Origin of the sequence: Bacillus sp. FSL M8-0025 (assembly GCF_037975475.1) — a bacterium.
Lineage (GTDB): Bacteria > Bacillota > Bacilli > Bacillales > Bacillaceae > Bacillus > Bacillus subtilis.
Genome location: NZ_CP150258.1, coordinates 2,762,349 through 2,776,516 on the forward strand (window position 1 = coordinate 2,762,349; position 14,168 = coordinate 2,776,516).

The window sequence follows — 14,168 nt, forward strand, 5'->3', positions numbered from 1 at the left end:
TTCGTACATGTCAACGACATTTTCTATTGTTTTTATATTTGTACGTATGTATTTATAAATATGAAAAAATCCCGAACTTTTAAAGTCCGGGATTTCCTTTATGAGTGTATATTCAATTGTTTGAATTCCTCAGTTAATAACGGGACAACTTCAAATAAATCACCGACGATGCCGTAATCCGCTATTTTAAAGATATCGGCTTCGGGGTCTTTATTGATGGCGACGATCACCTTGCTGTTTGACATGCCGGCCAAATGCTGGATGGCGCCGGAAATGCCGCATGCAATGTACAAATCCGGAGTAACGACTTTCCCGGTCTGCCCGATTTGGAGAGCATAATCGCAATAATCAGCGTCACATGCCCCGCGAGAAGCCCCGACTGCGGCCCCTAGCACCTCTGCAAGCTCCTGCAGCGGCTGAAATCCTTCCTTGCTTTTGACTCCTCGGCCGCCCGCAACGATAATTTTCGCTTCGGAGAGATCAACACCGTCCGCCGTTTTTTTCACGACCTCTTGGATAACAGTGCGGAGGTCAGTAAGAGAAACATCAATGCTTTCGATGCTCCCCGATCTGCTGGTGTCTTTTTCTGAAGCTTGAATGTTATTGGGGCGAATTGTTGCAAAGATCATCGGATCGGTTGAAATGACGCGTTCAAAAGCTTTCCCCGAGTAAATCGGCCGTGTGAACACAACATTCCCTCCGGTAACGCTTACATCTATAGCATCAGAAATTAAGCCTGTTTGCAGACGGGCAGCAAGCTTCGGTGAAAGATCCTTGCCCATTGCCGTATGCCCGAAGATGACTGAATCAGGATTTTCTTGCTCGATAACACCTCTCATGACCTGGCTGTACCCGTCTGCCGTGTATGTTTTCAGCTTCGGGTCCTCAGCGGTAAGAACTTTATCTGCTCCGTAATGAATAAGCTCTTGTGCAATGCTTTGTACATTTTCACCGATGAGAACACCGATGACTTCTCCATCTCCTGAAATGGTTCTTCCTGCAGCTATTGCTTCAAAGGTGACATTCCGCAATTCCCCATCGCGTATTTCTCCAAGCACAATCACTTTTTTTCCCATTCTAACATCCCCCTGTTTCTTTGAATGTCCAAGTTTTAAATGACTTTAGCTTCGCTGCGGAGCAATGAAACAAGCTCTTTTGCCTGTTCAGCAGGCTCACCTTGGAGAAGCTTCCCGGCTTCTTTTTTCGGCGGCAGAAAACGTTCAATGGTTTTCAGCTTTGGTTCAGCATCCTCTTCGTCCAGATCAAGATCATCAAGTTCAAGCTCTTCAAGCGGCTTTTTCTTAGCCTTCATAATTCCCGGAAGCGATGGATAGCGCGGCTCGTTTAAGCCCTGCTGAGCTGTGACAAGCAATGGGAGCGTCGTTTTGATTTTTTCAACATCCCCTTCGACGTCCCTTTCTGCTTCTGCATCAGTGCCGTTGATTTCGAGTTTGGTGATCGTAGTGATACACGGAATGTCCAGTAGCTCGGCAAGCCGAGGCGCCACTTGTCCTGATCCTCCGTCAATGGCAACATTTCCGCCGAGAATCAAATCAAACTCCTGATCCTTCATATAGTGGTATAAAACTTGAGAAATGGAATATTGGTCGGGTTCTTCAAGATCATCTTCTATGTTGATTAAAACAGCTTGGTCACAACCCATGGCAAGCGCCGTACGCAATTCTTTCTCCGCTTCTTCACCGCCGACCGTGACAGCGGTGATCGTGCCGCCATGCTTTTCCTTCAGCTGGATGGCTTCTTCTATCGCGTACTCATCATATGGATTAATGATCCATTCCGCTCCGTCATCCTGAATCTTTCCTGTTTCAATGACGATTTTTTCTTCTGTGTCAAACGTCCGTTTCATCAGTACAAATAGATTCATGATCATATCCCCTTTTATTCGCCTTTGAACTGAGGCTTTCTTTTTTCGAGAAATGCCTGGATGCCTTCCTTGGCGTCCTCTGACTCAAATGCTTCCCCAAATCGCTTTGCTTCAAGCTTTAAGCTGCCTTCATAGGAATACACCTTGTTGGAATAAAGAAGTTCAAGCAAAGATGCCAGCGTTTGCGGGCTTTTCTCTGCAAACTTAGCGGCAAGTGCTTTTGCTTTTTCAATCACTTCTGCCTCATCTTTCGCTCCAATTGAGACAAGTCCGAGATCAAGCGCTTCTTTTCCGGATATCGGTTCTCCTGATCCGATGAGCTCCAGTGCTTTGGCTGTACCGACATATTTCGGAAGGCGCTGTGTCCCTGCAAAACCTGGAATGATACCGAGATTAAGCTCCGGGAGCCCCAGCTTAGCATCTTCTGCCGCGATTCTGATGTGACAGGCCATTGCAAGCTCCAGCCCGCCTCCGAGAGCAGCGCCGTGAATCGCTGCGATAATCGGTTTTGGAAAACTTTCGATTCTCTCCATTAACTGCTGGCCGCGCTCAGCGAGCAATGAGGAATCCTCATTGCCTTTAAGCGATGTAAATTCTTTAATATCAGCGCCGGCTGAGAAAAATCTTCCCTCGCCGTGAATGATAATGCTTCGTACGCCTGCATCTGTCTCACATTGATCAAGACAGGAAGACAGCTCTTCTAATATCCGGCTTGAAAGCGCGTTTGCCGGCGGATTGTGAATCGTCAAGACTGCCACAAATTGATCAACCGCAAGTGAAATTGCATTCATAGGACAGAACTCCTTTACTTATTGTGAATTCCGGATACCAATAATTCTAAAACGCTGTTTGAAAGCGCAACGAGATCGTACTTTTGGTCATTCATCACCCAAGTTGTCACAGTTTCGTCAATCGTTCCAAAAATCATCTGCCGGGCGAGGCGGACATCGAGGCCTTCTTTTATTTCGCCTGATTGTATACCTTCCGTCAAAATGCCATCCAAAATATTTAAGTAGCCTTTTAATATTTCGTTGATTTTTTGGCGCAGCTCCAAGTTGGATTGGCGGAGCTCAAGCTGCGTGACAATCGCGAGATTATGGTCACCCGCTAAAAGGGAAAAATGCTTTGAAATCACAAGCGCCAATTTCTCTTTCGCTGTTGCTTTTTCTTTAATGTCCTCTTCCATCCGCTCAATAAATTGACCCATTTTTTCTTTGAAAAGAGAAATTAAAATATCTTCTTTGTTTTTAAAATAGAGATAGATGGTGCCGTCCGCTACTCCGGCTTGTTTGGCAATTTTGGATACCTGTGACTGGTGGTAGCCGTTTTCTGCAATGACTTCTACTGCTGCATCAATAATCTGCATATACTTTGGCCGTTTTTGCTTCAATGTTCATCGTTCCTTCCTATAGAAATGAATGACTATTCATTCATAATTTCATGATAAGAAGGATTTTCAGGTTTGTCAAGTTTATTCATAGGCGTTCTCTTTTTTTATTTGATATGATGATTTTCGGTTTCTTCTTCAAGTAAACGCCTTCTTAAAATTTTTCCCACCGCCGTTTTCGGCAACTCCTTTCTGAAGTCATAGGCTTTGGGCACCTTATAGGGAGCTAGACGTGATCTCGCAAAAGCGTCCAGTTCTTCTGCATCGGCTTTTGCGCCTTTCTTTAATACGACAAATGCTTTTACTGTTTCTCCCCTGTAGGAATCGGGAACGCCTGCAACAACAATTTCCTGGATGGCTTCATGTTCATAAAGCGCTTCTTCTACCTCACGCGGGTAAATATTGTAACCGCCGGCAATGATGATATCCTTCTTCCTGTCAGCAATATAGAAAAAGCCTTCTTCATCCATATAGCCCATGTCCCCGGTGAACAGCCAGCCATCTCTCAGCACTGCGGCGGTTTCCTCTGGTTTATTCCAGTATCCTTTCATGACTTGCGGACCTTTTACAATGATTTCTCCATGCTCATACGGAGCGGCAAGCTCACCCGTCTCTTCAGAATAGATCGCAGCGTCCGTACTCGGCCAAGGACAGCCGATACTGCCCGGCTTGTTTTTTCCCCAGATAAAGTTGGCGTGCGTCACTGGGGATGCCTCAGACAAACCATAGCCTTCCACAAGCTTTCCGCCAGTCACCTTTTCAAATTTCTGCTTTACCTCCACGGGGAGCGCGGCTGATCCGCTAAGACAGCTTTTAATGGATGACAGATCATAATGCTGCAATTCGGGGTGATGCAAAAGGCCAATGTAAATTGTCGGTGCGCCAGGAAAGAGCGTCGGTTTGTGTTTGTCGATGATTTTCAGTGTTTCGAGCGGATCAAACTTAGGAAGAAGAATCATTTCGAAGCCTAGTTTAATCGAATAGTTCATGACTGCCGTCAGTCCGTAGACATGAAAAAATGGAACGATGCCCAGCACTTTTTCAGCGCCTTCTTTCACGTCATACATCCAAGCGGCGCACATTTCAGTATTTGCCAAAATATTTTGGTGCGTGAGCATGACCCCTTTTGGAGCTCCGGTTGTTCCTCCGGTATACTGGAGGACAGCGATATCATGCTCAGGATCGATCTTCGGGATTGTCAGGAGTTCAGTTTTTTCCTGCTTCATACTGGAAGCGAACGTGTGAATGTTAGCTGTTTTGTCAAAGTCGATATGCACTTTTTGTTTTTGCGTCAGCGGGTAAAGAATATTTTTCGGAAAAGGCAAATAGTCTTTTACGCTGGTTATCAAAATCTGGTCAACTATTGATAACGTTTTCATTTTTATTGCCTTCGGAAAAAGCAAATCTAAGGTGATGATTACACTTACCTGAGCATCTCTAAGCTGGTATTCAAGCTCATGCTCGGTATAAAGCGGATTCGTCTGCACCACGATGCCACCGGCAAACAAGACGCCATAATAAGAAATCACTGTTTGCGGGCAATTGGGCAGCATAACAGCCACTCTGTCTCCTTTTTGCAGGCCATTGCACTGCAAAAAAGCTGCAAGTTTAAGAGCATCCGTCAGAATGTCATGAAAGGTGAGTTTTTTTCCATAAAACGATATTGCGGTTTTATCAGGGAATCGTGCGGCGGAGTCTGTCAGGATGGATTGCAGGGTTTTATTCGGCAACGGGAGCTCATGCGGGATATCGTTGGGATACTCGGCAAGCCACGGCTTTTGAGACTGCATAAAACCTCCCCCTTTCGATTTTAGAGTTCCACCTTATCATTATAGCAGATGGACGGCAAAAAAAAGAAAAAGAAAGGTAAATCTTTCTTTTTCTCATAATATGAACAGATATATAAGACCAATTAACAAAAAGATTCCCGCCGCGGCGAGCAGTACTTTTGCAAGCTTTTCCATTTATTCTCCGTCCCCTTATATTCCGGCTGCCACCACAAATGAAAGCCCGACAGAAATGACAAATGAAATAAAGCCGACAGCCCGGTTATCATTTTCGATTTCCTGATCAATTTTAAACCGCGGAGTCAAAAACTCAAAAATAAAGTAGCTGATCAGAAGCATAACAAACCCGTAAACGCCCCAGCCGATCATTTGCAGCAGCGAATTATGCTGAGAGATGGAATGCTGAAATACGTTTGCGATCCCCAAAATTTTTCCGCCGGTCGCCATTGCCACCGCAAGATTTCCTTTTTGAATCTCTTCCCAGTTTTTATAAGCCGTCACCAGCTCAAACACAGTCAAAAAGAGGACGAGGCAGAGAACCGCGACACTGTAATATGCCGCGATTTCCACAAGCTCGTTTTCCCAAAAATCACTCATGGCCATACTCCCTTTTATTTTAGTTCAACAACCGTAACGCCTGATCCTCCCTCACCTGCTTCACCGAAACGGGAACTTTTGACGCTGCGGTGGTTTTTCAGAAGATCCTGTACGCCTTTTCTTAAAGCGCCGGTTCCTTTTCCGTGGATGATTGACACTCTTGGATATCCGGCTAACACCGCATCATCCAAGTATTTTTCAACCCGGCTTAGGGCATTTTCATAGCGTTCGCCGCGGAGATCAAGTTCAAGCGATACGTGATAGTCCTTTCCCTTGACCGCTGTAATGATTTTTTCTTTTTTTGGCTCCGGAGCTGATTTGATAAACTCCAGATCTTTTTCTTTTACTTTCATCTTTAAAATACCGATTTGGACATTCCATTCATTGCCGCCTGTTTTTTCGAGCAATGTTCCTTTTTGCCCGAAAGTGAGGACTTTCACCTCGTCGCCAGGCTTAAAGTCGCGTTTTTGCGCTTTCGGCTTCTCCGGTTTCTTGGACTTTTCAAAAGCCGGCATAGCGCCTTCTAACCGTTTCTTCGCGTTAATCAGCTCGTGATCCTTGAAGGATTTGTGTTCTTCTTTTATGGAGCGCAATTCATGAATAATGTCCTCGGCTTCTTTCATTGCCGCTTTTACTTTTTCAGCAGCCTGCTGTTCTGCCTCTTCAAGCATTTTGTCTTTTTTGCTGTTAAGCTCGATGATTTGCTGCTGCAGCTCTTTATGCAGTTTTTCCGCTTCTTTTCTGATTGATTCTGTCTCAGAAAGCTCTTCTTCCGCACGTTTTTTGCTTTGTTCCAGCGACGCAATCATCGTATCGACTTCGTTATGCTCGGCCGTCATTTCTGACTTCGCCTGCCCGATGATATGGTCCGGGAGCCCGAGGCGTTTTGAAATTTCGAAAGCATTGCTTCGACCCGGCACACCAATTAAAAGTTTATAGGTCGGTGACAGCGTTTCGATGTCAAATTCAACGCTGGCATTCATGACGCCTTCTCTGTTATAGCCGTACGCCTTCAATTCCGGATAATGCGTCGTAGCTAACACTCGTGCATTGGTGCGATGCACGTCATCCAAGATGCTCATGGCGAGGGCCGCCCCCTCCTGCGGATCTGTCCCTGCACCAAGTTCATCGAAAAGCACAAGGCTGTTTTCATTGACCTGTTCTAAAATGCCGACAATATTCACCATATGGGATGAGAACGTACTTAAACTTTGCTCAATCGACTGTTCATCACCGATATCAGCGAATACGTGCTCAAATACTGCCGCTTCTGACCCTTCATCTGCCGGGATATGAAGACCTGACTGCGCCATTAAGGTTAGCAGGCCTAACGTTTTAAGGGTGACTGTTTTCCCCCCGGTGTTTGGCCCTGTGATGACAATGGTTGAAAAATCGCGGCCAAGCTCGATGTCATTGGCAACAACCTGATCAGGCGGAAGCAATGGATGGCGGGCTTTTTTCAAACGGATAAAGCCGGTGTCGTTCATAATCGGTTTTGTCGCTTTAACCGCTTTTGCATATCTAGCTTTTGCAAAAATAAAGTCAAGCGTCTGCAGCACTTGCAAATCTAGAAATAGCTCCTCTGTATACTCTGCCGTTTTCTCTGTCAGCACACGCAAAATCCGTTCAATTTCTTGCTTTTCTTTCACTTTCGCCTGCTGAAGGGAATTGTTCATATCTACAATCGCCTGCGGTTCAATGAATAGTGTCGCACCAGAGGATGAGGTGTCGTGCACAATTCCTCCATAGCTGGATCTGTACTCCTGTTTGACCGGGATCACAAAGCGGTCATTCCGAATCGTAACAATCGTATCAGACAGCATTTTCGAAGCGGAAGAGGAACGCAGCATCGACTCTAACCGGTCTCTGACTCTTGATTCGAGTGTTCTGAGCTGTGTGCGGATTCCTCTTAATGTTTCCGATGCATGATCAAGCACTTCTCCGTGATCATCAATGCAGGAATTAATGTCCCGCTCTAAATCGGACAGCGTGATAAGCTGTTCAGCATGCTGATGGATCAGCGGAATGTCGACACCGTCTTCAGCCATTTGGGTGATAAAATGTTTCATTTGTTTAACTGCATAAAGCAGGCCTGAGATTTCAGTAAATTCAGAAGGACTGAGAACGCTGCCGATTTCCGCCCGTCTTAACGCTCCTCTGATATCTACAAGGCCGCCAAATGGCGCTTGCCCTCTCAGCCGGATAATGTCAGAAGCTTCGTCTACTTCATCCAGCTGTTTTTTGATTTCGTCTATAGAAGCAGAAGGCTTAAGCTCGAGAAGCATTTCTTTTCCGAGCGATGAAGCGGCATGCCCAATAACCTGTTCTTTCACTTTATGAAATTCAAGAGCTGATAATACTTTTTGCTGCACGATTGTGTGAGCCTCCTTACTTAATCGTTGCGCTTCAGAAATGCCTCTACGTCTTTAAGCGACCGGGCATTCAGAACGTTTTTCGTTTCCGTCCATCCTTTGCGCGCGGCAGTAACGCCAGTTTTCATATCGTCTAACATCTCAATATTATGGGCATCAGTATTAATCACCAATGTAACCCCTTGTTCGTTTGCTTTCATTAAATGCTCTGTGCGCAGATCAAGGCGCGCAGGGTTGGCGTTGAGTTCAAGCGCCGTATTTGTTTTCCTCGCAAGCTCAATCAGCTGATCAATATCGATTTCGTAACCGGCCCGTCTGCCGATAAGGCGCCCGGTCGGGTGTGCGATAATGTCAACATGCTTGTTTGTCAGTGCCGTCTCAAGCCGTTTCATAATCACGTGTTCCGGCTGATTAAAACTGGAATGAATCGATGCAATAACGATATCCATTTCCGCAAGCACATCGTCATCATAATCGAGCGTACCGTCAGGCAGGATATCCATCTCAACGCCTTTCAAAATACGGAAGTTTTCAAACTCTGCATTCAGCGCGTCAATTTCTTTTGCCTGCTGCTTAAGTCTTTCTGCAGTAAGCCCGTTGGCGACCTTTAAATATTGTGAGTGATCGGTGATCGCCATGTATTGATAGCCTTTTTTGATGCAGGCTTCAGCCATCTCTCTGATCGAAAATGCGCCATCGCTCCACGTTGAGTGCATGTGGAGATCACCTTTGATTTGCCCGGGCTCTATCAGTTCAATGCTGTCGCTGTAGGTTTCCACTTCCTGTCCGCTTTCACGAATTTCCGGCGGAATCAGCGGCAGGCCGAAGTGCGCATAAAATTCACGTTCACTCGGAAATGTTTTGATCTCTCCGGTTTCAACTGTCTCAACGCCGTATTCACTGATCCGCTCGCCGCGTTCTTTGGCGATTTGGCGCATCTTAATATTGTGATCCTTTGATCCCGTAAAATGATGGAGGGTTGTCGGAAACTGCTCTTCCGTCACAAGACGGAAATCGACGCTTGTTTCATATTCAAAGGAAAGGATGACGGACACCTTCGTATCTCCGCTTGCGATCACGCTTTTGATGTTTGGCAGCTCAAGAAGCTGCTCTCTTACTTCAGCCGGATGATCTGTAGCAATGATATAATCCAGATCCTTCACCGTTTCCCGCGCTCTGCGGAGACTTCCGGCACGAGAAAATTTGATGATATGCGTAAATTGAGAAAGATGCTCCTCAATTTCCCGCGCGATCCGGAGGGCGTAGCCGATCGGGAACCGTTCAGGCTGTTTTCCGGCTTCCCCGAGCGCCTGTAATATTTTTTCTTCCGATTTTTTGCCGAAGCCCGCAAGACCCTGGACCTTTTGCTGCTCACAGGCTTCCTTCAGAGATTCTGCATCGTGTACGCCGAGCTCTTTATACAGCTTTGCGATTTTTTTGCCGCCGAGCCCCGGCAGCTTCAATAAAGGCACGAGTCCTTCCGGCACTTCTTTCTGAAGCGATTCGAGCGTGCTTGACTTTCCTTCATCTATATACTCTTTAATGACGCTGTACGTTCCTTTTCCAATGCCGGACAGCGACATCATATCGTCCATTTCTGATAAGCTTCGGTCGTCCTGTTCCAGAGCTGCCGCCGCTTTTCGGAAGGCGGATACTTTAAACGGGTTGTCCCCTTTGAGTTCCATATAGACTGCAATGGTTTCAAGCAGCCGGATAATATCTTTTTTATGCATATCATAACCCCCAGACGTTCACATATGTTTCCATCATACTTGAAAAAAACTTCTCCGGACAAGAGAAGTTTTTTTATGCCCCGTACTGTGTCCACAGCTCTTGTAAAAGCCCTGACAAGTACGGTGTATGGTTAATGATCACATTTGCGAGAGACGATTGCCCCATCATTTGCTGCAACGCGTCTACCGGCAGAACGGATGCGACATACAGCAGCACAAATGTAAATAAATAGACTTCTAGAAAACCGAGAACGGCTCCCAGCATCTGGTTGATTTGTTTAATCACCGGAATGCCGGCTACAATACTCAGGAACGAGCCGATGATTCTCAGTAAGATTTTAGCAATGATAAATAAAACGATAAACGCAATCGCATTATAGTACGCTGCTTCCAAATTCCCCGTAAAAAAAGAAAGAGCCGGCTGTCCCGCTGAAAAATCGGGTGCGGGAATCCAATGTAAATGCGGTGCCACGTTTTTATAGAATAAAGCCGCAAAGGCAATTGATAAAATAAAGCTCGTCAAGCGGATAAACTGCAGGATAAAACCGCGTTTTAACCCCAGTAAAGTCCCCATCAGGAGCAAGATTAAGATGATGATATCTAGCATAGTTGTTCAATCCTTTTCTTTAAGCTGACGCTCCAGTTTTTCACATTTCTCTTGTAATTTGACATAATCGTGCACCACATTTACCGCTGTCAGCACTGCAAGTTTATTTATATCAAGGTATGGATTTTTTTCATTGATTTCTCTCATTTTATCATCAACAATTCCGGCGACATACCTCATATGGGCTCTGCTTTCTTCACCGACAATCGTGAAGTGCTGGCCGTAAATGTCAACGGTTGTTTTTGTTTTTTTGCCGTCAGACAACGTTTCTCCTCCATTCCGCGAGAATCCTAGTTCTTATCATAACACGTTTATTAAATGAATGGAAAGACGAGCCTCCCGCTGTTATGATACACTGGTATATACAGCGAAAAGTGTAAAAAAAGGAGATTATTACGTGTCCCATTCAGTGATAAAAGTATCGTTGTCTGCTATTGACCAAATGAAAATGACATACAGCGGTTCGCTTACAGCCTCTGTTCCGCAGGGAGCCGTTTTTCAGGCGAAACCGCCCGGCTGTACCATTACAGCATATCAATCCGGCAAGGTCTTGTTTCAAGGCAAAAACGCAGCGGCAGAATCCGCGCGCTGGGGAACAGCAGAGCCGGAAAAGAAGAAAATGGCCAAAAAGCCGGCTGATCCCCGCTATGCCCCTCCGGCAGATATCGCCGGAATGTCTGTTATCGGTTCTGACGAAGTCGGAACCGGAGATTACTTTGGCCCAATGACGGTTGTATGCGCGTACGTCGACAAAACCATGCTTCCTTTAATGAAGGAACTCGGTGTTAAGGATTCTAAAGATTTAAAAGATCCGCAAATCATCGAGATTGCCCGAAACCTGATCAAAACTATTCCATATAGCCTGCTGGTTTTAAAAAATGAAAAGTATAACAGCATGCAGGAAAAAGGCATGAGCCAAGGGAAAATGAAAGCATTGCTGCACAATCAGGCGATCACCCATTTATTAAGGAAAATGGATGGAATAAAGCCTGAGGCCATTTTGATTGACCAATTCGCTGAGCCAGGCGTCTACTTCAATCATTTAAAGGGCAGAGACATTGTGAAGGAGCGGACCTATTTTAGCACAAAAGCTGAAGGTATTCACCTGGCTGTCGCCGCTGCTTCAATCATTGCAAGATATTCATTTTTAATGGAAATGGATAAACTGTCACGCGAGGCAGGAATGACACTTCCGAAAGGAGCCGGTCCGCACGTTGATGAAGCGGCCGCCAAGCTGATCCTCAAAAAAGGGGCATCTGCACTCAGAACCTTTACAAAACTCCATTTCGCCAATACGCAAAAAGCGCAGCGCCTTGCTGATAAAAAACGCTCATAGAAAAAAGCTTGCAGATTTCTCTGCAAGCTTTTTTATCAGCCTCTTAAAACAGCTTGATATGTGTCTTCTAACGCTTTCAGCACTTTGCTGTGCGCCTTTGTCACTTCTTCTTCAGTCAGTGTTTGTTCAGGATTGACATACTGGAGTGAGAAAGCGACTGACTTCTTGCCTTCCTCCATATGCTCTCCTTCGTATACGTCAAATACGGTTACCTCTTTCAGAAGCTTGCCCCCGGCCTCTTTAATGACGCTCTCGAGCTGTCCGCTTGTGACGGTTTTATCTGTTACAAGAGCAATATCACGTGTCACAGACGGATATTTCGGAATCGCCGTGTAAACAAGAGGTGCTGTTTCTGCTGCGAGCAACGCATGAAGATCGAGCTCAAATACGTATGTTTCCTTTATATCCAGTTCTTTTTCCAATGAAGGATGGACTTGGCCGATGAAGCCGATCAGAGAACCATTCAATAAAATGTTCGCTGTTCTGCCCGGATGCAGCTGTTTGCGTTCAGACTGTACAAATTCAATGCTTTCTAGGACGTTGAGTTTGTCTAACAGCCCTTCCACAATTCCTTTGACAACAAAGAAATCAACTGGTTTCTTTTCTCCCTGCCATAGCTGTTTGCGCCATAATCCGGTAACAGCTCCTGCTACGCGTTCTGTTTCAACAGGTTTTGTGTCCTCTTCCTTCGTCAGGAAAACGGAGCCAACTTCGTACAGTGCAACTGAGTCAGTCTGCCTCGCAAGGTTGTAAGAAACAGAATCAAGCAGATTCGGAACAAGACTGTGTCTGAGAATGCTTCTTTCTTCACTCATTGGAAGCGCAAGCACAGTATTCAGTGATTTTTCAATCGCAAACGCTGCCGCTTTCTTCTCGTTTGTCAGTGAGTAAGTGATGGCTTGTGATAAGCCTGCGCCTTCAAGGAAGCGTCTGACTTTACGGCGTTTTGCCTGATATGCCGTTAATCCGCCTGTAGTCCCCGCTGTCTCAGGAAGCGTAGACGGAATGTTATCGTAGCCGTACAGTCTTGCCGCTTCTTCGATTAAATCCTCTTCTATTGTAATGTCGCCGCGGCGTGATGGGACAGTCACAACGAGAAGTTCACCCGCTTCACCGACCGTAAAACCGAGACGTTTATAAATGCTGATCAGTTCTTCTTTACTGATCGTCAGGCCTAGAACGCTGCTCACTTTGTCAGCAGATACGTGAATGTTATTTGCTTCGATTGTCAGGTGATCTTCCTCAACTGTTCCAGCAAGCACCTCACCGCCGGCATACAGATGGATCAGCTGCGCAGCCCGTTCTGCTGCAAGACGTACGCGCGCCGGATCAATTCCTTTTTCAAATCTTACGCTTGATTCACTTCTCAAACCAAGGTCTTTGGAAGCCTTGCGAACCGTCTGCCCATTGAAATACGCAGCCTCAAGCAAAATCGTTTTCGTATCTTCCTGAACCTCTGACTCTGCTCCTCCCATGACACCCGCAACGGCCTGCGCTTTCGTTCCGTTTGTAATGACAAGGTGATCGGCGGACAGCTTACGTTCTTGATCATCAAGAGTTACGATCATTTCATTCTCAGCTGCTTTTCTTACTACGACTTCCTTAGAGCCAAATCTGTCATAATCAAACGCATGAAGCGGCTGTCCGTATTCCAACAGGACAAAATTTGTGATGTCAACGACGTTGTTGTGCGGACGAATGCCTGCATTCATCAGCTTTGTCTGCATCCAAAGCGGTGACGGAGCAATCGTGACATTTTTAATGATTTTTGCAGTGTACAGCGGGTTCGCTTCTTGATCTTCAATTTTGACTGAAATGTAATCAGACGCTTGTTCTGAAGCAGCCGGGTAATCCGTTTGCGGAAGCTTTACCTCAGTGTCTAAAATCGCGGCAACCTCGTAAGCAACACCAAGCATGTTCATGGCATCCGCGCGGTTTGGCGTTAAACCCAGCTCAAGAATCGCATCGTCAAGCTGTAAAGCCGCTAAGGCATCGCTTCCTGTTTCAGCGTCATTAGGGAATACGAAAATGCCTTCTGCATACTCCTTCGCCACAAGTTTGCTTTCGATACCAAGCTCCTGTAAGGAACAGATCATGCCATTTGATTCTTCACCGCGAAGCTTGGCTTTTTTGATTTTGAAATTGCCCGGCAGCACCGCTCCGACTGTTGCAACTGCGACTTTTTGTCCCTTATCCACATTCGGCGCGCCGCAAATGATTTGTACAGGGGCTTCAGCTCCGATATCCACAAGGCACTTATTCAGCTTATCAGCATTCGGGTGCTGCTCGCGCTCCAGCACATGGCCGATGACAACGCCTTTGATGCCTTCTCCTTTGTATTCAATTCCTTCAACCTCAATACCGGCTCTTGTAATTTTTTCAGCAAGAACAGCCGGGTCCATGCCTTTTAAATCAACATAATCCTCTAACCATTTATAAGAAACAAACATCCTTGCATCCTCCT

Annotated in this window: 12 protein-coding genes; 1 reads left to right on the plus strand and 11 read right to left on the minus strand. The window is 45.9% G+C overall.

Translation table 11 applies throughout. From position 1 onward, the window contains the following. Nucleotides 1–98 precede the first annotated feature (98 nt). The 10 genes from etfA to zapA form a co-directional block, all read right to left on the minus strand. A complete protein-coding gene (etfA, locus tag MKX38_RS14370) occupies nt 99–1,076 on the minus strand; it encodes an electron transfer flavoprotein subunit alpha (protein WP_004398999.1) in 978 nt (325 codons plus the stop codon). Nucleotides 1,077–1,111: 35 nt separating this feature from the next. After that, a complete protein-coding gene (gene etfB, locus MKX38_RS14375) occupies nt 1,112–1,885 on the minus strand; it encodes an electron transfer flavoprotein subunit beta (protein ID WP_014480500.1) in 774 nt (257 codons plus the stop codon). Between the two features lie 14 nt (nt 1,886–1,899). Further along, a complete protein-coding gene (locus MKX38_RS14380; protein WP_128993259.1) occupies nt 1,900–2,676 on the minus strand; it encodes an enoyl-CoA hydratase in 777 nt (258 codons plus the stop codon). Nucleotides 2,677–2,690: 14 nt separating this feature from the next. Continuing rightward, the gene (fadR, locus tag MKX38_RS14385) at nt 2,691–3,275 is read right to left on the minus strand and encodes a fatty acid metabolism transcriptional regulator FadR (protein ID WP_003229547.1); all 585 of its coding nucleotides are present in this window, start codon (nt 3,273–3,275) and stop codon (nt 2,691–2,693) included. 104 nt (nt 3,276–3,379) lie between these two features. After that, nucleotides 3,380–5,062, minus strand: coding sequence for a long-chain-fatty-acid--CoA ligase LcfA (gene lcfA, locus MKX38_RS14390; RefSeq protein WP_072175577.1), 1,683 nt, complete (start codon nt 5,060–5,062; stop codon nt 3,380–3,382). Nucleotides 5,063–5,251: 189 nt separating this feature from the next. Beyond that, nucleotides 5,252–5,656, minus strand: coding sequence for a DUF350 domain-containing protein (locus tag MKX38_RS14395; protein WP_003237674.1), 405 nt, complete (start codon nt 5,654–5,656; stop codon nt 5,252–5,254). A gap of 14 nt (nt 5,657–5,670) precedes the next feature. Then, nucleotides 5,671–8,028, minus strand: coding sequence for an endonuclease MutS2 (locus MKX38_RS14400; RefSeq protein ID WP_021480271.1), 2,358 nt, complete (start codon nt 8,026–8,028; stop codon nt 5,671–5,673). Nucleotides 8,029–8,048: 20 nt separating this feature from the next. Continuing rightward, nucleotides 8,049–9,761 (minus strand): DNA polymerase/3'-5' exonuclease PolX, encoded by a 1,713-nt coding sequence (gene polX / locus MKX38_RS14405; protein WP_015384310.1) that lies wholly within the window; start codon nt 9,759–9,761, stop codon nt 8,049–8,051. Between the two features lie 73 nt (nt 9,762–9,834). Beyond that, a complete protein-coding gene (locus tag MKX38_RS14410) occupies nt 9,835–10,368 on the minus strand; it encodes a CvpA family protein (RefSeq protein ID WP_003229537.1) in 534 nt (177 codons plus the stop codon). A gap of 6 nt (nt 10,369–10,374) precedes the next feature. Further along, on the minus strand, nt 10,375–10,632 hold the full coding sequence (zapA, locus tag MKX38_RS14415) for a cell division protein ZapA (protein WP_003229534.1): 258 nt from the start codon (nt 10,630–10,632) through the stop codon (nt 10,375–10,377). Between the two features lie 133 nt (nt 10,633–10,765). Between zapA and rnhC the strand changes: the two genes are divergently transcribed. After that, nucleotides 10,766–11,704, plus strand: coding sequence for a ribonuclease HIII (gene rnhC, locus MKX38_RS14420; protein ID WP_015251512.1), 939 nt, complete (start codon nt 10,766–10,768; stop codon nt 11,702–11,704). Between the two features lie 35 nt (nt 11,705–11,739). Here the strand turns inward: rnhC and pheT are convergent, their stop codons facing one another. Beyond that, nucleotides 11,740–14,154 (minus strand): phenylalanine--tRNA ligase subunit beta, encoded by a 2,415-nt coding sequence (pheT, locus tag MKX38_RS14425; protein ID WP_033882916.1) that lies wholly within the window; start codon nt 14,152–14,154, stop codon nt 11,740–11,742. Between the last annotated feature and the right edge of the window lie 14 nt (nt 14,155–14,168).

What these genes read in the sequence shown, in the direction of transcription:
- etfA (WP_004398999.1), bottom strand. Translation starts at nt 1,076, where the DNA reads ATGGGAAAAAAAGTGATTGTGCTTGGAGAAATACGCGATGGGGAATTG.
- etfB (WP_014480500.1), bottom strand. Translation starts at nt 1,885, where the DNA reads ATGAATCTATTTGTACTGATGAAACGGACGTTTGACACAGAAGAAAAA.
- MKX38_RS14380 (WP_128993259.1), bottom strand. Translation starts at nt 2,676, where the DNA reads ATGAATGCAATTTCACTTGCGGTTGATCAATTTGTGGCAGTCTTGACG.
- lcfA (WP_072175577.1), bottom strand. Translation starts at nt 5,062, where the DNA reads ATGCAGTCTCAAAAGCCGTGGCTTGCCGAGTATCCCAACGATATCCCG.
- MKX38_RS14395 (WP_003237674.1), bottom strand. Translation starts at nt 5,656, where the DNA reads ATGAGTGATTTTTGGGAAAACGAGCTTGTGGAAATCGCGGCATATTAC.
- polX (WP_015384310.1), bottom strand. Translation starts at nt 9,761, where the DNA reads ATGCATAAAAAAGATATTATCCGGCTGCTTGAAACCATTGCAGTCTAT.
- MKX38_RS14410 (WP_003229537.1), bottom strand. Translation starts at nt 10,368, where the DNA reads ATGCTAGATATCATCATCTTAATCTTGCTCCTGATGGGGACTTTACTG.
- pheT (WP_033882916.1), bottom strand. Translation starts at nt 14,154, where the DNA reads ATGTTTGTTTCTTATAAATGGTTAGAGGATTATGTTGATTTAAAAGGC.